Source organism: Cedecea sp. P7760 (genome assembly GCF_013386425.1).
In the GTDB taxonomy this organism is placed as follows: Bacteria; Pseudomonadota; Gammaproteobacteria; order Enterobacterales; family Enterobacteriaceae; genus Cedecea; species Cedecea selenatireducens.
Genome location: NZ_JACARU010000088.1, coordinates 21,010 through 40,801 on the forward strand (window position 1 = coordinate 21,010; position 19,792 = coordinate 40,801).

A 19,792-nucleotide genomic window follows, 5' to 3' on the forward strand; every position below is an offset into this window, starting at 1 on the left:
AGAATCGTCTTTCTAGCGCTTTTACGCTACCTTAAGCGCCTGTATGCCTCTTAAGGATTATCTTTTCTATGCGTAATCGCACGCTTGCAGATCTCGATCGGGTAGTCGCGCTCGGCGGTGGCCACGGTCTGGGCCGCGTAATGTCATCACTTTCCTCGTTGGGTTCACGTCTGACCGGCATAGTCACCACCACCGATAACGGCGGTTCTACTGGACGTATTCGGCGCTCGGAAGGCGGCATTGCCTGGGGAGATATGCGCAACTGCCTGAACCAGCTGATTACCGAACCAAGCGTGGCGTCGACCATGTTTGAATACCGTTTTAGCGGTAACGGCGAACTTTCAGGGCATAACCTCGGAAACCTGATGTTAAAGGCGTTGGATCACCTTAGCGTGCGCCCTCTGGAGGCCATCAATTTAATTCGTAACCTGCTAAAAGTGGATGCACAGCTGATCCCTATGTCGGAACACCCGGTCGATTTGATGGCGACCGATGACCAGGGCAACACCGTTTATGGTGAAGTCAGCATCGACCAGTTGCTTAACCCGCCACAGGATCTGGCGGTTTACCCTAAAGCACCGGCCACGCGTGAGGCCCTTGAGGCCATTGCCGAAGCCGATTTGATCCTGATTGGCCCCGGGAGTTTTTATACCAGCCTGATGCCTATTCTGCTGCTTGAAGAGATGGATCAGGCGTTGCGCCGCACGCCAGCGCCGATGGTGTATATCGGAAATTTGGGCAAAGAGCTTAGCCCTGCCGCGGCCAGCCTTTCACTGCGCCAAAAACTGGAGCTGATGGAACAACATATTGGAAAACGTGTTGTGGATGCCGTGGTAGTTGGCCCCCAGGTCGACGTCAGCGAAGTGAGCGACAGGCTGGTGATTCAGCTGCCGCTGGAAGCCAGTGATATTCGATATCGGCACGACCGCCAGCTGCTGCGAGCCGCTTTAGAAGAAGCGGTGCAGCAGCTCGGCTAAGCCTCACCGCTTACGAAGCGGCGATAAACAGTTCGCGCAGCTTGTGAAGCTGGTCGCGAATCTGCGCCGCTTCTTCAAACTCAAGATTCTGTGCGTGTTCCAGCATCTTCGCTTCAAGCTGGTGTATTTTCTGCTGCAGCGCTTTCGGCGTCATCACGATTTCATCATCTTCAATCACGCTACGCGCTTTGGTTTTAGCCCGCCCTTTGGTCTTCGCCATGCCTTCGCCAAGCTGCAGGACGTCCACCACTCGCTTATTAAGACCCTGCGGCGTAATACCGTTCTCTTCGTTGTAACGCTGCTGCTTCTCGCGGCGGCGCTCGGTTTCGCCAATCGCCTTCGCCATCGACGGGGTAATTTTGTCGCCGTAGAGAATCGCTTTGCCGTTAATGTTACGCGCTGCGCGACCGATGGTCTGGATAAGCGAACGCTCGGAGCGCAGGAAGCCTTCTTTGTCCGCATCGAGAATCGCCACCAGCGACACTTCCGGCATATCAAGACCTTCTCGCAGAAGGTTTATCCCTACCAGCACGTCAAACTCACCCAGGCGCAAATCGCGGATGATCTCCATACGTTCTACGGTGTCGATATCCGAGTGCAGATAACGGACACGCTCGCCGTGCTCTTCGAGGTATTCGGTCAGGTCTTCCGCCATACGTTTCGTCAACGTTGTCACCAGCACGCGTTCGTTAACGGCCACGCGCTTGCGAATTTCCGAGAGCAAATCATCCACCTGAGTGCCCACGGGACGTACCTCAATCAGCGGATCGAGCAGCCCGGTAGGACGTACAACCTGGTCAACGATGTCCTCGCCGGATTTCTCAAGCTCGTAGTTACCCGGCGTGGCGGAAACGTAGATAGTTTGCGGGGCCAGCGCTTCAAACTCTTCGAATTTTAGCGGGCGGTTATCCAGCGCGGACGGAAGGCGGAAGCCATATTCCACCAGCGTCTCTTTACGCGCACGGTCTCCTCGGTACATCCCGCCAATTTGCGGAATGGTGACGTGGGATTCATCCACCACCAGCAGGCCATCGGCCGGAAGGTAGTCAAAAAGGGTTGGCGGCGGCTCGCCGGGACCACGCCCTGAAAGATACCGAGAGTAGTTTTCGATACCCGAGCAATAGCCCAGTTCGTTCATCATCTCGAGATCAAACTGGGTACGCTGGGCAATACGCTGTTCTTCCAGCAGTTTATTATTGGCGAGCAGAAATTTACGGCGCTCGGCCAGCTCAACCTTGATGTCTTCCATCGCCTGCACAATGCGCTCACGCGGCGTAACGTAGTGCGACTTAGGGTAGATGGTGAAGCGCTGAATGGTTTGATCGATCTGCCCGGTCAGCGGATCAAACAGCGACAGCCTCTCAACTTCTTCGTCGAACAACTCCACGCGCAGCGCAAGGTCATCCGACTCTGCCGGGAAGATATCCACCACCTCCCCTCTCACGCGGAACGTGCCGCGCTGGAAAGCCTGATCGTTACGCGTGTATTGCAGCTCGGTCAGGCGGCGCAGGATCGAACGCTGGTCGATGATCATGCCCTTCGTCAGGTGAAGCATCATCTTGAGGTACAAATCAGGGTCGCCCAGGCCGTAGATTGCCGACACGGAGGCCACCACGATAACGTCTCTGCGTTCAAGCAGTGCCTTCGTCGCCGACAGACGCATCTGTTCAATGTGCTCGTTTACCGAGGCGTCTTTTTCAATGAAAGTGTCCGAGCTTGGGACATAGGCCTCTGGCTGGTAGTAATCGTAGTAGGAGACGAAAAACTCAACCGCGTTGTCCGGGAAAAACTCTTTCATCTCGCCATAAAGCTGCGCTGCCAGCGTTTTATTCGGTGCCAGCACCATCGTCGGACGCTGAAGGTCGGCAATAACGTTTGCCACCGTGAAGGTTTTACCCGACCCCGTTACGCCCAGCAGCGTCTGGTGCGCCAGTCCGTTTTCAAGCCCGTCTTTCAGGCGATGGATTGCTTCTGGCTGGTCGCCAGAAGGCTTAAATGCTGAATTCAGTTTGAACGCTTTACTCATGAACGGGCTACCTGATGAAGAAACGAGCGGGCCGGAGAGTAATTTTACCCGGCAGCGCGATTTTTGCCAGTAGAAAACTGTATAAAACACCAGTTCTCATTTTTACTACGCCTGCTAACCAATACATTTTGCCGTTTTGTTTGCCCACAATTTCCCCCTTTGCCAGATAAATCTCCAGCCGCCAGCGGTTATCCCCAAATTTTTTCGCCTTTTAACATTTGTCAAGGGAGGTAAGGAAACCACAGGCCCATTGTTTGACAGTTTTATTGCAGCAGTTGATTTTATTTAAGCGATTGAATTTAAGTAGATATTTCATAAAGACCGGTTTCGCGCCAATTTGCCCGCAGGCCGCGCCCGCTCTCGCTTTCATCAAGTTTTCTAACTCTAATGCACAAGGTTATCCACAGGAATAGTGGATAACTGCAGCAAGCCCTTTTGCTTAGCCACTCGGAAAAACCCCTGATCTTTCTGTGCCGGGGTCGAAAAAAAAATTTCGCTAATTTTTTTGCTTCTATTCATTCGATTTCGCTATACCCGGCCATGTTGAGCAAGATCTCGAAATCGAGATATATCCTGAGGTTAAAAGGCGTTTTATTGCACCAAATTCGTTCTTTTTAGCACCTGTCAGGTGCAGCGAAGCGGGAGCCTCTACCTCATCCTCCCCCCGCCCGGGAGACAATACTCAGTTTTATCCTGGAGAGAGGGTCGTTTTCAGGCTTTATCACCAAGCTGGCAAGCTAATTGCAGCATATCCATGGGGAAGCCTCCCCCAACCAAGGAGATGAGCCATGCTGAGCTTACGCGCTGTTAATCAGTTCTACGGTGACAATCACATATTGTGGAATCTCGACCTCGAACTGACGCCGGGCGAATGCACCTGCGTGCTTGGCGCGCCCGGACAGGGGAAAACCACGCTGGTAAACTGCATTACCGGCTACTTGCCCGTACAAAGCGGCAGCATGCTGTGGCAGCAGGCAGGATTGCCACCGGAGGATCTGGTCAATAAGCCCGTTGAGAGCCGCGCCGCGCTTGGTATCAGCTACGTTCCACAGGACAGACGCATCTTTTCCCAACTGAGCGTCGAGGAGAACCTGCAAATCGCGATGATGGCGGGTCACCGGACGCCCCGGGTCATCCCTGCGCTCATTTACGATCTTTTCCCCGAACTCTACAGCCTGCGGCAGGTGAGAAGCGGTGAACTCCAAACGGATTTGCAGCAGCAGTTAGCGCTTGCCAGAGCTCTGGTCTTACAGCCTAAGCTGCTCATACTGGATGAGCCCACTCTGGGCGGAGGCCAGCGCTTCATCACGGAAATGGGCAACCTTATTCGGCGCCTGAACCGCGACTTTGGCCTGACCATTCTGCTGGTTGAACAGCGTCTGTCGTTTATACGTCGTGTAGCAGACAAATTTTGCCTGTTGCACAAAGGCAGAAATGTCGCTCAAGGCAATGTTTCTCAGCTTGATGATAAGCTCGTCGCGGGCTGGCTGGAGCCTTGAATGCTCTCCCTCTTACAGGTTTTCCAGCCGTGCCTGAAATGCCGGATTCAGAGCGGTTAATGCCCGGCGAAGATTGCACTGGCGGGTCACTTTTGCAACATCCAGCAGCGGCGCAGGTATCGACTTCACGCCGGTGCTATTCATCCAACGTAAAACCGTTTCTAGATTCCACAACGCGGTTTTTCCGTCGTGTATCGGCGTGGGAAACGCTTCGCGGGAAACCATCACTTTTCGAATATACTGCCGGGAAACGCCCAGCAGTTCGGCTACGTCGCTCAGCCCAACTAAATCAGGTGCGGCTTCAACCAGCGAAGCACCTGGAATAATGCGAGAGACGTCCTTTAGCGCGCTCAGCAGTGCATCTTCTGCACCGTTGGCTTGACGGGTGAAGTTCAGGGCGATACGCCCCGTTACGCCTATGCCAATAAGGGCATCATCACAGCCCCCTGCTCCCAGCATGCCAACCCACTGCTCAGGTTCCTTCTGGCTATTGGGCAGGTTAAAAATAAGCGTAAACGTGTATTCCGCCATGATGCGTTCTCCTTATTAGTGCAGGACGCTGCGGGATGCTATGTTTGCACATCCGTCCACAAGCCTGCGAATTTGCCTGGCATGGTTCTCTGCATTTCGCGGCGTGCTCCACACGCAGCTGATGCAAAACTCTCCGCAGCGGCAGGCTTTATCGTTCCACGGACAATAAAGTTTTCCCCAGCAGTGAGAACCGCCCTCTTTGACCCGCCATCCTTGAAATTCGGCGTAGCTTAATGCCGCTTCTATTTCTTTTTGCGGGTGCCGTTTTCTTGCCATATCTCCTCCGGCTAAAAAATCATCTCATAAAGGTTGTCATATGACAACTCAAATTATGAAATACTCTATACTCTTTGCCGGCAGAGAAAAATCTTCGTCTTTGGGGAATGTGTTAAAGCGGGAGCCAGCCCGAGGCGCTGCTGCGAGCGTGGCTTTTGTTGCGTTAGTTTTGCGGCTTATACCGCAATGACGGAGAGATCGAGATAGTGGCCAAGCGAGGTTTCATCGCTGATATCCTCAAGCCAGGGGATCTCCCCCAGCAGAGGTGCCGGGAGCCGCTGCTTGAGCGTGGCCAGATACTCTGCGTGCCTTTTGCCTGCTGGCTGAACGCCGTTTGCGATCCAGCCAACAAGCGGCAGCCCGGCGGCAAGTACGGCCTGTGCCGTGAGCATCGCATGGTTAATACAGCCCAGCTTAACCCCTACCACCAGAATGACCGGCAGCCGTTCACTGATGGCCCACTCGGCAAACGTAGTGGTGTCAGAAAGTGGAGTAAACCAGCCTCCCGCCCCCTCCACCTGAATCCAGTCGGCTTTACCGGTAAGATTTTGCAGGCCTTCAGACATTGCGGAAAAGGTGATGGGACGCTGCTCTTCAGCGCTAATGATGTGCGGAGAAGTAGGTTCAATGAAAGCCAGCGGATTAATTTGCTCATACGGCAGCGCGACCGAACCGTTGCGTTGCAGAGCCAGCGCATCGCTGTTACGGATGCCCTCTGGCGTCATTTCACTGCCAGAGGCTACGGGCTTATAGCCCACTGAACGATACCCGGCTGCGCTGGCCGCCTGTAGCAGCGCACAGCTGGCAACGGTCTTCCCTACTTCAGTATCGGTCCCGGTCACAAACCACTTCTTAATCACGTTCAATCACTCCAAAAATTATCTGCCAACTGAGGGAAAACTGCCCATCTTGCTTTGGCCATGTTTCGCTGAGCCGATTCAACTGCCCACGCGTCATCAGGGTATTTTTTCGGCCTTCATGCAGGTGAGTCGCGCCGACGCCTTTCAGCGAACGCATCGCGCTCATCACGTCGGGGAACTGCTGGCTAACGGTCCGGCAGGTCAATGCGGTTCGCCAAAGACTGCAGGCTTGTTCTATCTCGGTAACGGATAAAAACTGATTAGCGTGCGCCCTTTCATCCACGCCGCGCCAGGCCTGTTGCAGTTCAGGCAGTGAGCCTGCCGCCAGCGTGGTAAACGCAATGCAACCGTCCGGTTTTGCCACGCGATACAGCTCGGATAGTCCCTGACGAAGGTCGCTGCACCACTGCACGGCTAGATTACTCCAGACCAGATCGACTTGTTCATTCGCCAACGGAATGGACTCGATATCACCCTCAAGGAATCGGTGCGCCGACCGGGTTTTCTGGCATTGCTCAAGCATCGCTTTGGAAATATCCAGCGCCAGAACATCGCTTCCCTTCTCCCGCCATATACGGCTGTACCAGCCCGTACCACAGCCGGCGTCCAGCACGCTGGATGCACAACGACCATGTAGCCCCTCCAGGAGGTAATCTCCGCAGGTCCGCTGCAAATCGGCAAAGCGCTCGTAGCTGCCTGCTGCCCGGCCAAATGCTGCCGCGACTGAGGCCTTGTCAACCAGCTGCGTCATAAAGCGCCTCCAGCAGGGCATCGATATCGTCTGACGTATGGGCGGCCGTGAGGGTGATACGCAGGCGCGCGCTGCCAGGCGGTACGGTCGGAGGGCGAATAGCCGTTAGCCAGAAGCCCCACTCCCGCAGTTGAGAAGCGAGATCCAGCGTGCGCTGATTCTCGCCCACAATCAGCGGCTGAATAGCGCTGTTCGAATCTGCAAGCTTCAGGGAGAGCTGCGTGGCCCCCCGTCGAAAGCGCTGAATATTTTCAGTAAGCCGTTCTCTGAGCACATCACCCTGCTGAACCACTTTTAATGCAGTTTGCAATGAGACTGCCTGCGCCGGAGGCATGGCGGTGCTGTAGATCAGATGGCGAGCAAACTGCAGCAGATAATGAGCAGTTTCCTCGTTACACAATACCGCTGCGCCGCTGCCGCCAAAGGCTTTACCAAAGGTGACGACCAGGATGTCTGGTCTGATATTTTGCTGATGGCAGCTGCCGCGGCCTTCGTGACCCACTACGCCAACGCCGTGGGCGTCATCGACCATCAGCCAGCCACCAGCATGTCGTGTCGCCTGCGCAATATCAGCCAGCGGCGCGCTGTCCCCATCCATGCTGAAAATACCCTCAGTCAGGGTCAGCCGCTCGCCCTCATTCGTTTTTCCAAGCTGCGTAGCAAGTGCATGAACGTCGTTATGATGGAACCTGCGCAGCTGGGCCGGACTTTGCATCGCCGCTTCCATCATCGAGGCATGGCAAAGCTTGTCGGCGATAATCGTGTCCGTTTTTTGCGCCAGCGCGGAGATAGCCGCCTGATTGGCGCTGTAGCCGGAGATAAACAGCAGCGCTCGCTCAAATCCCAGCCACTCGGCAAGCTGTTCTTCAAAAGCCTGATGCGCACGGCTATAGCCCGTAACATGCCCGGAGCCCCCGCTGCCAACGCCAAACTGCGCGGCACCTTTTTGCCAGGCATCCACAATTTGCGGGTGATGGCTTAGCCCCAGGTAGTCGTTACTGGAGAAGTTGAGATATTCCCGGTCGTTAGCGGTAAAAATACGCCCGTTTCCGAGCGTACTGGCCTGCCGGGTGCGGAAGCTTGCGCTCGCCCGCCGTTCGCTTAAGGCTTCAGAGATTCGCTGCTGCCAGCTCATACCGCCGCCGCGTTGTAGTAACTGTCGGTATCAGCGTTCAGTAGCTGCCCGGCGAGCCGTTCCTGCTGTTCGTTATCACCCATTTCGGTGGTGGTTTGCTGCGGGTTCAGCCCCAGCTTACGGAACAGCTGCAGATCCTTGTCCTCTTCCGGGTTTGGCGTCGTCAGCAGTTTGCAGCCGTAGAAGATGGAGTTTGCCCCGGCCATAAAGCACATCGCCTGTGTCTGCTCGCTCATTTGTTCACGGCCTGCTGAAAGGCGCACGTAAGAAGCTGGCATCATGATTCGCGCCACGGCAATGGTACGAATAAAATCAAAGGCATCCACGTCTTCGTTCTCCGCCAGCGGCGTCCCCTTCACCTTCACCAGCATGTTGATTGGTACGCTTTCAGGCGGGGTGGGTAAATTGGCTAGCTGCAGCAGCAGGCCGGCGCGGTCGGTGACTGTTTCGCCCAGCCCGACGATGCCGCCGGAGCAGACTTTAATCCCTGCATCACGCACTTTATCGAGGGTATCAAGACGTTCCTGATAGGTTCGCGTGGTGATGATATTGCCGTAGAATTCCGGGGAGGTGTCCAGGTTGTGGTTGTAGTAGTCCAGCCCTGCCGATGCCAGACGCTGCGCCTGTTCATTGGTCAGCGTACCCAGCGTCATGCAGGTTTCCAGCCCCATGGCGCGAACGCCTTGTACCATCTGCTCAAGGTAGGGCATATCTCGCTCATGCGGGTTCTTCCAGGCCGCGCCCATACAAAAACGCGTCGAGCCTGCGTTTTTAGCCTTGCGGGCGGAGTCCAGCACCTGCTCAACTTCCATCAGGCGTTCGGCTTCCAGGCCAGTTTTGTAGCGTGCGCTCTGCGGGCAGTATTTACAGTCTTCCGGGCAGGCGCCGGTTTTGATCGACAGTAAGGTACTGACCTGTACCTGCCGCGGATCGAAGTGCTGACGGTGGGTTTGTTGGGCTTCAAACAGCAGATCCAACAAAGGTTTTTGAAATAAAGCAGTGACCTGCGACATTGTCCAGCGTGCGTGGTGAGCCATGGGGCCTCTCCAAAAGGGGTGTTTTAGAAAATCGATTGACGTTATACTCGTAAACCTAAATGTTTTTTAAATGGTTTACAAGTCACCCTATGACTCCTGCTGATTTAGCGTTCGACCAGCGACATATCTGGCACCCTTACACTTCAATGAGTCAGCCGCTGCCGGTTTATCCCGTTGTGGCTGCGACCGGCTGCGAACTGCAGCTGGATGACGGACGCCTGCTCGTCGACGGCATGTCGTCCTGGTGGGCGGCTATCCATGGCTACAATCACCCACGGCTGAATCAGGCGATGAAGGCCCAGATAGACAGCATGTCGCACGTGATGTTTGGCGGAATCACCCACCCGCCTGCCGTTGAGCTTTGCCGCAAGCTGGTGGCGATGACGCCCGCGCCGTTGGAATGCGTGTTTCTGGCCGATTCCGGTTCAGTGGCCGTCGAGGTCGCCATGAAAATGGCGCTGCAGTACTGGCATGCAAAAGGCCAGCCTCGCCAGCGCTTCCTGACCTTCCGGAACGGCTATCACGGCGATACTTTTGGCGCGATGTCGGTCTGCGATCCCGATAACTCTATGCATAGCCTGTGGCAGGGCTATTTGCCTGAACATCTGTTTGCTCCGGCTCCGCAATGTAGGTTTGGCGATGAGTGGAACGAGATGGACATGGTTCCGTTTGCACGCCTGATGGCCGCACATCGGGAAGAGATTGCTGCGATTATTCTGGAGCCGGTGGTGCAGGGAGCCGGGGGAATGCGTTTCTACCATCCTGAATGGCTACGTCGCATCCGCCGTATGTGCGATAGGGAAGGAATCTTGCTGATTGCCGATGAAATCGCATCGGGGTTTGGCCGCACCGGGAAGCTGTTTGCCTGTGACCACGCGGGTATTTCACCGGACATTATGTGTCTGGGCAAAGCATTGACCGGCGGCACCATGACGCTCTCCGCTACGCTTGCCACCCGTCACGTTGCGGAAACCATCAGCGACGGTGAAGCCGGATGCTTTATGCATGGCCCAACGTTTATGGGGAACCCTCTGGCCTGCGCCGTTGCCGGCGAAAGCCTGGCGCTGCTGGCAGAGGGAGACTGGCAGCAGCAGGTTCCGGCCATTGAGCATCAGCTTCGGGAAGGCTTGCTGCCGCTCGCCGCAAGTGAGCACGTTGCCGACGTCCGCGTTTTGGGCGCAATAGGCGTTGTAGAAACACACAGGCCTGTCGATATGGCGGCGTTACAGCGTTTCTTTGTCGAACAGGGCGTCTGGATCCGTCCGTTTGGCCGCCTGATTTACCTGATGCCACCTTATGTCATCAGCCCTGCGCAGTTGGATAAATTGATTTCTGCCGTTGCAACAGCGGTGGAAGACCCTGCGTTTTTTAGTTAGCTCCTGCCTCAACCACGCCGGTATCGCTTGCCGGCGGGTTCTTCTTACTCGCTAACCTGTTTCTGAAATTAATTTACACAAATAAATCCAGTTAAGTTATTAATCCCTTCCCGCCTCGCTGCCGATTAACGTTTCACCAGTTTCACATCACAGAGAGACAGAAAATGAAGAGAATCGTTGTGCTCAGCTTCTGCCTGATGGCAGGCAATGCCTTTGCCGACACGGGGTCGCCACAGCTAAAATCGGAATCGCAGTCGGTGATTCGCCAGGCGGGTTATCAATGCGATACCGTGAACAGCGTTTATCCTGCGGCATTTGGCGGCTCACTCACCGTCTCCTGCGACAGTGACCACAAATATATTATTCGCAAGAAAGACGGCCAGTACACCGTAGAAAAAGATTAACCACGCCCTTTTCATCATCGGATAATGCCCTCTTCCCTCTTTCTGAAGCCGATTTGCACAAATCGGCTTCCCGTTTCGCTCAACTTAGTATAAAAAGCAGGTTTTGAAATAACCCTCTATTCCACCGTACAGCAAGGAGCAACCTTGAACACATTATCGGTTTCTCGTCGCGCCGCAGCCCTGGCTTTCGCCGTGGCGCTGAGTGCATGTAGCTCAACCCCACCCCAGGACAAACCGTCTACTCAGGTGGCGCCGGGAACCCAGTCCCGCCCGATCCTGGCGGCTGACGAAGCGCAGAATTTTGTGGCTGCACGCTACTTCACGTCAATGAATCCAAATGAAGCCGCGTGGACGCCATCCTCGATTCGTACTCCTCAGCAACCTGATTTCGTGGTTGGCCCTGCTGGCACAGCCGGGGTAACCCACACGTCAATTCAGGCCGCCGTCGATGCAGCGATTATCAAGCACAGCAGCTCCCGACTTTATATCGCCATTATGCCGGGTGAATATGAAGGTACCGTGTATATTCCGGCCGCCTCCGGGAGCGTAACGCTGTACGGGACTTCAGGTAATGCAGACGATGTTAAAATTGGCCTGACGCTGGACTCCGAAACCGACCCGGTAACGTGGCGCCGCACCGTTAACCCGGCGGGTAAATACATGCCTGGGAAACCGGCATGGTACATGTTTGACAGCTGCCAGAGCCGCCGTAGCGCGACCGTTGGCGTGATGTGTTCCGCCGCCGTTTGGTCGCAAAATAATGGTCTGCAGCTGCAGAACCTGACTATCCAGAACACCCTGGGTGATAGCGTGGATGCCGGTAACCACCAGGCCGTGGCGTTGCGCAGCGATGGCGACAAAGTACAGTTGAACAACGTTCACCTGCTGGGCCGTCAAAATACCTTCCTGGTGACCAACAGCGACGTTCAGAACCGCATGCTGACCAACCGTCAGCCACGCACGCTGGTAACCAACAGCTACATCGAAGGGGATGTGGACGTGGTCGCAGGCCGTGGTGCTGTCGTGTTCGATAACACCGATTTCCGCCTGGTGAACAGCCGCACTAAAGAAGGTTCGGTGTTCGCGCCGGCCACTCTGTCGAACATCTACTACGGCTTCCTGGCAATCAACAGCCGCTTTACCGCAGCCGGTGACGCTCAACTGGGTCGCTCCTGGGATTTAGCCGGCAGCGAAAACGGCCAGACTGCAAATGGTCAGGTTGTTATCCGCGACAGCGTGATCAATGAAGGCTTCAACACGGCTAAACCGTGGGGCGATGCGCTGGAGTCTAAGCGTCCGTTCGCTGGCAACGTTGGCACCAAAGACGATAAGGGTGCGATCAAACGCGACCTGAATGACCCAGGCTTCAACCGCATGTGGGAGTTCAACAACCGCGGTTTAGGTAGCCCGGTCGTCGAAGAGAAGTAATTCCCGAACGCTAAATAAAAAACCTCGCCGAAGCGAGGTTTTTTTATGCCTGAAAATCAGTGCGCGAGAATCGCTACCCACATTGGGCCCTGTCCCACCGCATAGCGGCCTTTCTCTTCCAGCAGCCCCTGCTCACCGTTAATTTTATAGACGGCGGCATGATGGGATTTCTGCCCCACGGCAACCAGATATTTACCGCTGTGATCGACGTTAAAGCCGCGAGGCTGCTCTTCCGTTGGCTGGTAGCCTTCGATGTTCAGCACGCTGCCGTCTTCGGAAACGCTGAACGCGGTGATAATGCTGGCGGTGCGGTCACAGGCATACAGGTGGCGACCATCCGGCGTGATATGGATATCCGCGGCCCAACGGGTGCCGGAGAAGCCCGGCGGCATAAAGTCCAGCGTCTGCACGCATTCGATTTTGCCGTGCGGGTCGCGCAGTTCCCAGACGTCAACGGTGCTATTCAGTTCGTTGACGCAGTAAGCATATTGCTGGTTCGGGTGAAACGCCATATGGCGAGGACCAGCACCTTCTACGGTGGTCACGTCAGCAGGCGTTTGTGCCACCAGCTTGCCGTCGTCGGACAGCGTGAACAGGCAAATACGATCCTGCTTCAGGGCCGGCGTCCAGAGCGTGCGGTTATCCGGGGAGATATTTGCCGAGTGGCAGCCATCCAGCCCGTCGACCACGTCAACGGTTTCACCCGGCAGGCCATCATTTTCCAGGCTTATCACCGCCACGTTTGCGGCGTTGTATGAAGCGCTGAACAGGAAGCGACCTTTACGGTCGGTAGAAATGTGGGTTGGGCTGCCCGGCAGCGGGGCCACGCCAGCCTCCGTCAGGGAACCATCATCCGGCGTAATACGATAGGCGATGACGCGAAACTCAGGGCGCACGCCAACGTACAGAAAGCGTTTGTCCGGGCTGATGACCATCGGCTGAACCTGCCCAGGGGCATCGACGACCTGTACAAGGGTCATTTCACCACTGGCGTGCAGCGTCCAGACGTGGATCTGCTGGCTTTCCGGGCTGGCGGTATAGACTGTCTGTTTCATGACTTAACTTTCCTCCTGACGTCGTAAGTAAGCATCATAAGGCTGGCTCACGGTCGCGGGCTATTTTGCGCTACGGCGTGAGCGGTGTACCATCGGAACGAACCTTATGAATAATGACTGGAACCCTAAATGAGTTATCGCGTAATTGCTCTCGATCTCGATGGCACCCTGCTGACACCGCAAAAAACCATTCTTCCGGAATCTATTACGGCCCTTCAGCACGCCCGCGAAGCCGGCGCGAAAGTGGTTATCGTAACGGGTCGCCATCATGTCGCCATACATCCTTTTTATCAGGCACTGGCTCTGGATACACCTGCAATTTGCTGTAATGGCACTTACTTGTATGATTATCATGCAGAAAAGGTTCTGGCGTCCGATCCTCTTCGCCCGGAACAGGCCGCTCAAATGGTAGATTTGCTCACCGCGCACCGGGTGCATGGCCTGATGTACGTAGACGATGCGATGCTTTATCTGGAAAGCTCGGAGCATGTGAAAGCCCACGTTGCCCGTACCCAGAATTGGGCGCAATCATTACCTGAAAGTCAGCGTCCGGTTTTCCGCAGCGTGCCTTCACTGAAAGAAGCCGCGCAGGAGGTGAAGTCCATCTGGAAATTCGCCCTGACTGACTCAGACATTCCCAAACTCAAGCAGTTTACCTCTGAAGTAGAACGCGAGCTGGATCTGTCCTGCGAATGGTCCTGGCACGATCAGGTTGACGTCGCTCAGCGGGGCAACAGCAAAGGCGCACGCCTGGCACAGTGGGTGAAGTCTCAGGGAATGTCGATGGATCAGGTGATTGCGTTTGGCGATAACTATAACGATCTGAGCATGCTGGAAAGCGCCGGGATGGGCGTCGCGATGGGGAATGCGGACGAGGCGATAAAATCGCGTGCCGATATGACCATCGGCACCAATCTCGAAACCGGCATCGCCGAAACGCTGTACAAGTACGTGCTGTAATCAGGCCGTAATCGACACGCTTTTCACCTGCGCATACAGCCACTGACCGGGCTTCACCGCCAGTTCATCCCGGGCCCAGGGGCTGATGCGCGCCCACAGCGTGCGGGAACCCACCTCGAGCTGAACCTCCACCTGCCCTTCGTCATCAAAGCACTGGGCGACCCTGGCCCGCAGCACGTTACGAATACTGCTGTTCACCGGCGGCTGAAGCACCAGGGAGACGTCCGAAGCCTGAATGCGAATACGCAGCGGGGCCTGCACCGGCTTGTCGATTTTATTCACCCAAAGATGCTGATCGCCGAGGGCGAGCGCCGTCATGGCGTAGTGGGGATGGTGTTCCAGCACGGTGACTTTCAGCACGCTACTTTGCTGCTCTCTAGGCAGCCACGGATGCATCACGCTGCTGCCCCAAACCTCTTCAAGATTCCCGAACGCCTTCACGTTTCCCGCATCCAGCACCAGTACTTTGTCCGCCAGATGTAAAATCTCCTCCAGCGAATGGCTCACGTACAGCATCGGAATATTAATCTCACGCGCCAGACGCTGGAGATAAGGCAGCAGCTCGCGTTTGCGTGGGATGTCCAGCGAGGCCAGCGGCTCATCCAGCAGCAATAGCTCAGGTGCGGTTAACAGCGCGCGGCCAATGGCAACTCGCTGCTTTTCGCCCCCGGACAGGCTCCACGGGAAACGTTCCAGCAAATCTTCGATGCCGAGCAGTGCCACCAGCTTGTCGAACTGGCCAGCCATGCTTTTTGCCATGCCATATTTTAGATTGCCGCGAACACGGTAGTGCGGAAACAGTCGCGCATCCTGGAATACGTAGCCAACGCGGCGTTTTTCCGGCGGCAGATACAGCTTTTTGTCCGCGTCGGTTAGCACACGATTGTTGAGGACTATCCGCCCCTGCTCCGGCCGGGTCAGGCCGCTAATCGCATTGATTAATGACGTTTTTCCCGCGCCCGACACGCCGAAAACGGCGGTGATGCCCTGGCCCGGTAGGGTTTCATTAATTTCCAGCCGATGCGTGCCAAGCGTTTGAATAAAGTTAAGCTCCAGCATCAGCTTGCTCCCATGCGTTTACGGCTTACTCGCGCCAGCCATTCAGCCACCAGCAGCGAAGCCATCGCCAGCGCAATGGCAATCAGGCACAAACGCGCGGCTGCGCTTTCCCCGCCGGGCGTCTGAATCAGGGTATACATCGCCGAAGGCAGCGTCCGTGTTTCACCGGGAATATTGGAAACGAAGGTGATCGTCGCGCCGAACTCGCCGAGTGAACGGGCAAATGCCAGCACGGTACCGGCAATAATACCCGGCAGCGTTAACGGTAAAGTGATAGTGCAGAAGACACGCCAGCGCCCTGCGCCCAGCGTTCTTGCCGCCTGTTCAAGGCGGATATCAACGCCTTCGAGCGCCAGGCGAATCGCACGAACCATCAGCGGGAACGACATGACCGCCGCCGCCAGCACCGCGCCACGCCAGCTAAAGGCAAAGGTAATGCCAAACCAGTCATACAGCCAGGCGCCGATAAACCCGCGGCGGCCAAAGGCCACTAATAACAGATAGCCCACCACCACCGGCGGCAGGACTAAGGGAAGATGAATCAGGCTGTCGAGCAAGGCTTTGCCCGGGAAGCGGCAACGCACCAGTACCCAGGCAAAGAAGATCCCGATGGGAAGGCTAAACAGTACCGCAATGGATGAGACTTTTAGGCTCAGCAGTACCGCCTGCCATTCGGGATCGCTCAATATCATTGTTTCGTCGTAAATCCGTATTTTTGGAAGACTTTCGCCGCTTCCGGTCCTTTCAGATAGCTATAGAACGCGGTCACTGACGGGTTATCGTGGCCTTTAACGATCGCAATCGGGTATTCCACCTTTTTGTGGGAAGCTTCCGGGAAGGTACCCACAACTTTCACGCCTTTTCCGGCCACGGCATCAGAGCCGTAAACAATACCCAGCGGGGCTTCGTCACGCTGAACAAGAGCCAGCGCACCGCGAACGTCTTCGGCCGGAGCAAGTTTACTGGATAAAGTGTCCCACGCGCCCAGTTTTTGCAGCGCTTCTTTGGCGTAAATCCCCGCTGGCACGTGGTCAGGATCGCCCACCGCCAGACGACCGCCTTTTAGCAACGAGGCCCAGTCAGTTTTCGCGTCAATGGCGATGTCGCCCTGCTTGCTGGCAGTCGGGGCTACCACCACCAGGCTGTTGCCCAGCAGCGTTTCACGGGTATCCGTTTTGATGGTGTCTTTCTCAACAGCATAATCCATCCATTTCTGATCGGCAGAAATAAACAGATCGGCAGGCGCCCCGGCTTCAATCTGGCGAGCCAGAGTAGAAGACGAAGCAAAAGAAGAGGCAATCTCAACCTTCTTCTCTGTCTGATATTGCGCCGCAATATCCTGCATCGCATTGGTTAACGACGCCGCCGCGAAGACGGTAATTTTGTTTCCTTCAGCCAGCGCCTGGCCTGCCAGAGAAACCGATAAAGCCGCGCCCAGGGCGAGGCGAACCCAACTTTGATTCATGTTTTCACTCCGTTTGTTTCGTTATGTAAGCTGAAATATAACGATTGCCAGGCGGAAGATACAGAATTTATCGGCAGAAAGGAGAAGGGCTTTAAGGTTCTTGACGGAGATCAACAGAAAGGCGGCGAGTGCGGGGCTAAGGCGGCAGAAAGAGAAAACCCGGCGAATGCCGGGCTTTCAGGGAATCAGTGATGCTGTTTCGGCTGTTGGTCGCGATGACCGACTTTTGAAAAGACGTTAAACACTTCACCCAATCCATAGATGAGACCCAGGATCACTGCCATCACAACCGGCACCATGACCACGGCAAACACCAGGCTTTTCAATAACTCGAACATAGTTGCCTCCGGCAAAAGCGAGAATGATTATTCTAGCGGCAGTTGAGAAAAACGCACTCTCCTTTTGTGCCATTTGCCCGGATCGGCACAATAGAGGAAAATAAGGGTTTTTCTGGCACGGAGAGACCATGCAAGCTGAAATTTTGTTAACGCTGAAACTCCAGCAGCGGCTGTTCGCCGACCCGCGACGCATCGCGCTGCTCAAGCAAATTCGTCATACAGGCTCTATTAGCCAGGGGGCGAAACTGGCGGGAATCAGCTACAAAAGCGCCTGGGATGCCATTAACGAAATGAACCAGCTGGCAGAATCAAGCCTGGTCGACCGTGCTACGGGTGGCAAAGGCGGCGGCGGCGCGGTACTCACCCGCTACGGCGAGCGTCTTATTCAGCTCTACGACCTGCTGGCGCAAATTCAGCAAAAAGCGTTTGACGTTTTGCAGGATGATGCCCTGCCGCTGGACAGCCTGCTTGCCGCCATTTCCCGCTTTTCACTGCAAACCAGCGCCCGCAACCAGCTGTTCGGTACCGTGCTCAAACGCGATGACGAGCAGGTTCAGCAGCACGTTGATATTCTGCTGGCGGACGGTGAAACGCGCCTGAAAGCGGCCATTACGCGCCAAAGTGCGGAGCGACTTGGGCTGGACGAAGGCAAAGAAGTTCTGGTGCTGATTAAAGCGCCGTGGATAGACATCGCCGCGGATGCCAGTGCGGCAGGAAATGCAGATAACCAGCTGCCGGGCAAAATCAGCAGCATTGAGCAGGGTAAAGAGCAAACCGAAGTCCTGGTTCAGCTTGCCGACGGCCAGACGCTTTGTGCGACCCTGCCGAATCTCCACGTCGAGCAGCAGGCGCTGGCGGAAGGTGCTGAGGTCACAGCATATTTCAATGCAGATCGGGTGATCGTCGCCACACTCTGCTAAAAGCAGCGTTCTCATTGACATCGACGCGGACAGGTCGTATTCCTGTAGCCTTATCGCTGCAAAAAATGGGATAAAACATGTCTGCGTTGCAAATTTCGCAAGGTACGTTTCACCTTAGCGACACAAAAACCCTTACCCTGAACAATCTTACTCTGCGCGCCGGCGAGAGCTGGGCGTTTGTTGGCGCGAATGGCAGCGGAAAATCTGCCCTTGCTCGCGCTCTGGCCGGCAGCCTGCCGGTAATGAAAGGCGAACGCCGCTGCGACTTCACCCGTATCGCCCACCTCTCTTTTGAACAGCTGCAAAAGCTGGTCAGCGACGAATGGCAGCGCAATAACACCGATATGCTGAGCGTCGACGAAGATGACACCGGCCGCACCACCTCAGAAATCATCCAGGATGAGGTCGTGGACGAAGCCCGCAGCCGCGAACTTGCTACGCTGTTTGGCATTGAACATTTACTCACTCGCCGCTTCAAATATCTGTCGACGGGTGAAACGCGCAAAACCCTGCTTTGCCAGGCGCTGATGTCGGAACCGGAACTGCTGATCCTTGATGAGCCGTTTGACGGGCTGGACGTGAAGTCTCGCCAACAATTGGCTGACCTTCTGGCACAGCTGAGCGCTCAGGGCTATACCCTGGTGCTGGTGCTCAACCGGTTTGATGAGATCCCGGATTTTGTGCAATTTGCCGGCGTGCTGGCAGACTGCACGCTGACGGAAAGCGGTGAAAAGCAGGCCCTGCTGGAACAGGCGCTCATCGCGCAATTAGCCCATAGCGAAAAGCTGGCTGGCGTGGCGCTTCCCGAGGCAGACGATCCCTCGGCCCGCTATACCCTGCCCGGGCAGCAACCGCGAATTGTGCTCAAAGACGGCGTGGTGGAATACAACGATCGCCCCATCCTGCACAAGCTTAGCTGGACGGTTAACCCAGGCGAACACTGGCAGATTGTTGGGCCTAACGGCGCCGGAAAGTCGACATTGCTCAGCCTGATCACCGGCGATCACCCACAGGGTTATAGCAACGATTTGACGCTGTTTGGCCGCCGTCGCGGCAGCGGTGAAACGATTTGGGATATCAAGAAACACATCGGCTATGTCAGCAGCAGCCTGCACCTGGACTACCGGGTTAGCACCACCGTTCGCAACGTTATTCTTTCGGGCTATTTCGACTCGATTGGGATTTATCAGGCTGTTTCAGATCGCCAGCAAAAGCTGACCCGAGAATGGCTGAACATGCTGGGGATGGATAACGCCACCGCCGACGCTCCTTTCCACAGCCTCTCGTGGGGCCAGCAGCGCCTGGCGTTAATTGCCCGCGCGCTGGTTAAACACCCGACGCTGCTAATTCTGGACGAGCCTCTGCAAGGCCTGGATCCGCTGAACCGGCAGCTGATCCGCCGCTTTGTCGACATTTTGATTGGCGAAGGAGAAACACAGCTGCTGTTTGTTTCTCACCACGCCGAAGATGCCCCGCAATGCATTACCCACCGGCTGACCTTCGTGCCGGATGAGGATAAATACGGCTATCAGATAGAAAATATTCTTCCCGCATAATCCTGCAAGGCGCTACGGCGCCTTTTTATATTCTGCCACATGCAGACTTTCGGAATAGACGCACGCTTTCATCTTTACGCATTTGTTTTACAATGCGTTACGCCCTTTTGATTCACGGTAAACAACACAGTGTAAACGA

Annotated in this window: 20 protein-coding genes; 8 read left to right on the plus strand and 12 right to left on the minus strand. The window is 55.6% G+C overall.

What is annotated here, in order from left to right; all coding sequences use genetic code 11:
- Positions 1-68: 68 nt before the first annotated feature.
- Positions 69-977 (plus strand): uridine diphosphate-N-acetylglucosamine-binding protein YvcK, encoded by a 909-nt coding sequence (gene yvcK / locus HX778_RS23550; protein ID WP_038474458.1) that lies wholly within the window; start codon positions 69-71, stop codon positions 975-977.
- 10 nt (positions 978-987) lie between these two features.
- On the opposite strand, the gene uvrB is transcribed toward yvcK, so the two are convergent.
- Complete coding sequence (gene uvrB, locus HX778_RS23555; protein WP_038474461.1) at positions 988-3,003, minus strand: excinuclease ABC subunit UvrB; 2,016 nt, start codon at positions 3,001-3,003, stop codon at positions 988-990.
- 788 nt (positions 3,004-3,791) lie between these two features.
- Here uvrB and HX778_RS23560 point away from each other — a divergent pair.
- Positions 3,792-4,502 carry an ABC transporter ATP-binding protein gene (locus tag HX778_RS23560; protein WP_176983219.1) on the plus strand — a complete coding sequence of 237 codons (711 nt, stop codon included), beginning with the start codon at positions 3,792-3,794 and terminating at the stop codon, positions 4,500-4,502.
- A 12-nt stretch (positions 4,503-4,514) separates the two neighbouring features.
- Here the strand turns inward: HX778_RS23560 and HX778_RS23565 are convergent, their stop codons facing one another.
- The 6 genes from HX778_RS23565 to bioB all read right to left on the minus strand — a co-directional run bounded on the left by HX778_RS23565 (position 4,515) and on the right by bioB (position 9,092).
- A complete protein-coding gene (locus tag HX778_RS23565) occupies positions 4,515-5,033 on the minus strand; it encodes an AlpA family transcriptional regulator (RefSeq protein ID WP_038474467.1) in 519 nt (172 codons plus the stop codon).
- 15 nt (positions 5,034-5,048) lie between these two features.
- Positions 5,049-5,309 (minus strand): hypothetical protein, encoded by a 261-nt coding sequence (locus tag HX778_RS25245; protein ID WP_071842934.1) that lies wholly within the window; start codon positions 5,307-5,309, stop codon positions 5,049-5,051.
- Between the two features lie 176 nt (positions 5,310-5,485).
- Positions 5,486-6,169, minus strand: a complete 684-nt coding sequence (gene bioD / locus HX778_RS23570) for a dethiobiotin synthase (RefSeq protein WP_176983220.1) — start codon at positions 6,167-6,169, stop codon at positions 5,486-5,488.
- A complete protein-coding gene (gene bioC / locus HX778_RS23575) occupies positions 6,162-6,920 on the minus strand; it encodes a malonyl-ACP O-methyltransferase BioC (protein WP_176983221.1) in 759 nt (252 codons plus the stop codon). Before bioC ends, bioD begins: the two co-directional genes overlap by 8 nt.
- Complete coding sequence (gene bioF, locus HX778_RS23580; protein WP_176983222.1) at positions 6,904-8,055, minus strand: 8-amino-7-oxononanoate synthase; 1,152 nt, start codon at positions 8,053-8,055, stop codon at positions 6,904-6,906. Before bioF ends, bioC begins: the two co-directional genes overlap by 17 nt.
- Positions 8,052-9,092, minus strand: a complete 1,041-nt coding sequence (bioB, locus tag HX778_RS23585; RefSeq protein ID WP_176983223.1) for a biotin synthase BioB — start codon at positions 9,090-9,092, stop codon at positions 8,052-8,054. Before bioB ends, bioF begins: the two co-directional genes overlap by 4 nt.
- A gap of 89 nt (positions 9,093-9,181) precedes the next feature.
- Here bioB and bioA point away from each other — a divergent pair, with 89 nt between their 5' ends.
- The 3 genes from bioA (at position 9,182) to HX778_RS23600 (ending at position 12,300) form a co-directional block, all read left to right on the plus strand.
- Complete coding sequence (bioA, locus tag HX778_RS23590; RefSeq protein WP_176983224.1) at positions 9,182-10,468, plus strand: adenosylmethionine--8-amino-7-oxononanoate transaminase; 1,287 nt, start codon at positions 9,182-9,184, stop codon at positions 10,466-10,468.
- Between the two features lie 164 nt (positions 10,469-10,632).
- A complete protein-coding gene (locus HX778_RS23595; protein WP_038474496.1) occupies positions 10,633-10,872 on the plus strand; it encodes a hypothetical protein in 240 nt (79 codons plus the stop codon).
- A gap of 144 nt (positions 10,873-11,016) precedes the next feature.
- Positions 11,017-12,300, plus strand: coding sequence for a putative acyl-CoA thioester hydrolase (locus HX778_RS23600; protein ID WP_176983225.1), 1,284 nt, complete (start codon positions 11,017-11,019; stop codon positions 12,298-12,300).
- A 56-nt stretch (positions 12,301-12,356) separates the two neighbouring features.
- Here the strand turns inward: HX778_RS23600 and pgl are convergent, their stop codons facing one another.
- Positions 12,357-13,355 carry a 6-phosphogluconolactonase gene (pgl, locus tag HX778_RS23605; protein WP_038474503.1) on the minus strand — a complete coding sequence of 333 codons (999 nt, stop codon included), beginning with the start codon at positions 13,353-13,355 and terminating at the stop codon, positions 12,357-12,359.
- 129 nt (positions 13,356-13,484) lie between these two features.
- Here pgl and HX778_RS23610 point away from each other — a divergent pair, with 129 nt between their 5' ends.
- Positions 13,485-14,315: a pyridoxal phosphatase gene (locus HX778_RS23610; protein ID WP_176983226.1), complete on the plus strand. Its 831-nt coding sequence runs from the start codon at positions 13,485-13,487 to the stop codon at positions 14,313-14,315.
- Here the strand turns inward: HX778_RS23610 and modC are convergent, their stop codons facing one another.
- From modC to HX778_RS23630, 4 genes are all read right to left on the minus strand, one after another.
- A complete protein-coding gene (modC, locus tag HX778_RS23615; RefSeq protein WP_176983227.1) occupies positions 14,316-15,374 on the minus strand; it encodes a molybdenum ABC transporter ATP-binding protein ModC in 1,059 nt (352 codons plus the stop codon).
- Positions 15,374-16,066, minus strand: a complete 693-nt coding sequence (modB, locus tag HX778_RS23620; RefSeq protein ID WP_176983228.1) for a molybdate ABC transporter permease subunit — start codon at positions 16,064-16,066, stop codon at positions 15,374-15,376. Before modB ends, modC begins: the two co-directional genes overlap by 1 nt.
- Positions 16,063-16,839 (minus strand): molybdate ABC transporter substrate-binding protein, encoded by a 777-nt coding sequence (gene modA / locus HX778_RS23625; RefSeq protein WP_176983229.1) that lies wholly within the window; start codon positions 16,837-16,839, stop codon positions 16,063-16,065. The genes modB and modA overlap by 4 nt, the downstream gene beginning before the upstream one ends.
- 185 nt (positions 16,840-17,024) lie before the next feature.
- A complete protein-coding gene (locus HX778_RS23630; protein ID WP_008456213.1) occupies positions 17,025-17,177 on the minus strand; it encodes an AcrZ family multidrug efflux pump-associated protein in 153 nt (50 codons plus the stop codon).
- 128 nt (positions 17,178-17,305) lie between these two features.
- On the opposite strand from HX778_RS23630, the gene modE reads away from it, so the two are divergent.
- Positions 17,306-18,097: a molybdenum-dependent transcriptional regulator gene (gene modE, locus HX778_RS23635; RefSeq protein ID WP_038474521.1), complete on the plus strand. Its 792-nt coding sequence runs from the start codon at positions 17,306-17,308 to the stop codon at positions 18,095-18,097.
- Between the two features lie 77 nt (positions 18,098-18,174).
- Entirely contained in the window at positions 18,175-19,653 is a 1,479-nt protein-coding gene (gene modF / locus HX778_RS23640; RefSeq protein ID WP_176983230.1) for a molybdate ABC transporter ATP-binding protein ModF, read from the plus strand.
- Positions 19,654-19,792: the final 139 nt, after the last annotated feature.

Excerpts from the sequence above, each read along its gene's own strand:
- pgl (WP_038474503.1), bottom strand. The coding sequence starts at position 13,355 with ATGAAACAGACAGTCTATACCGCCAGCCCGGAAAGCCAGCAGATCCAC.
- modC (WP_176983227.1), bottom strand. The coding sequence starts at position 15,374 with ATGCTGGAGCTTAACTTTATTCAAACGCTTGGCACGCATCGGCTGGAA.
- bioC (WP_176983221.1), bottom strand. The coding sequence starts at position 6,920 with ATGACGCAGCTGGTTGACAAGGCCTCAGTCGCGGCAGCATTTGGCCGG.
- HX778_RS25245 (WP_071842934.1), bottom strand. The coding sequence starts at position 5,309 with ATGGCAAGAAAACGGCACCCGCAAAAAGAAATAGAAGCGGCATTAAGC.
- HX778_RS23565 (WP_038474467.1), bottom strand. The coding sequence starts at position 5,033 with ATGGCGGAATACACGTTTACGCTTATTTTTAACCTGCCCAATAGCCAG.
- yvcK (WP_038474458.1), top strand. The coding sequence starts at position 69 with ATGCGTAATCGCACGCTTGCAGATCTCGATCGGGTAGTCGCGCTCGGC.
- modA (WP_176983229.1), bottom strand. The coding sequence starts at position 16,839 with ATGAATCAAAGTTGGGTTCGCCTCGCCCTGGGCGCGGCTTTATCGGTT.
- HX778_RS23595 (WP_038474496.1), top strand. The coding sequence starts at position 10,633 with ATGAAGAGAATCGTTGTGCTCAGCTTCTGCCTGATGGCAGGCAATGCC.
- modE (WP_038474521.1), top strand. The coding sequence starts at position 17,306 with ATGCAAGCTGAAATTTTGTTAACGCTGAAACTCCAGCAGCGGCTGTTC.
- HX778_RS23630 (WP_008456213.1), bottom strand. The coding sequence starts at position 17,177 with ATGTTCGAGTTATTGAAAAGCCTGGTGTTTGCCGTGGTCATGGTGCCG.
- HX778_RS23560 (WP_176983219.1), top strand. The coding sequence starts at position 3,792 with ATGCTGAGCTTACGCGCTGTTAATCAGTTCTACGGTGACAATCACATA.
- modB (WP_176983228.1), bottom strand. The coding sequence starts at position 16,066 with ATGATATTGAGCGATCCCGAATGGCAGGCGGTACTGCTGAGCCTAAAA.
- bioF (WP_176983222.1), bottom strand. The coding sequence starts at position 8,055 with ATGAGCTGGCAGCAGCGAATCTCTGAAGCCTTAAGCGAACGGCGGGCG.
- HX778_RS23610 (WP_176983226.1), top strand. The coding sequence starts at position 13,485 with ATGAGTTATCGCGTAATTGCTCTCGATCTCGATGGCACCCTGCTGACA.
- bioA (WP_176983224.1), top strand. The coding sequence starts at position 9,182 with ATGACTCCTGCTGATTTAGCGTTCGACCAGCGACATATCTGGCACCCT.
- modF (WP_176983230.1), top strand. The coding sequence starts at position 18,175 with ATGTCTGCGTTGCAAATTTCGCAAGGTACGTTTCACCTTAGCGACACA.
- uvrB (WP_038474461.1), bottom strand. The coding sequence starts at position 3,003 with ATGAGTAAAGCGTTCAAACTGAATTCAGCATTTAAGCCTTCTGGCGAC.
- bioB (WP_176983223.1), bottom strand. The coding sequence starts at position 9,092 with ATGGCTCACCACGCACGCTGGACAATGTCGCAGGTCACTGCTTTATTT.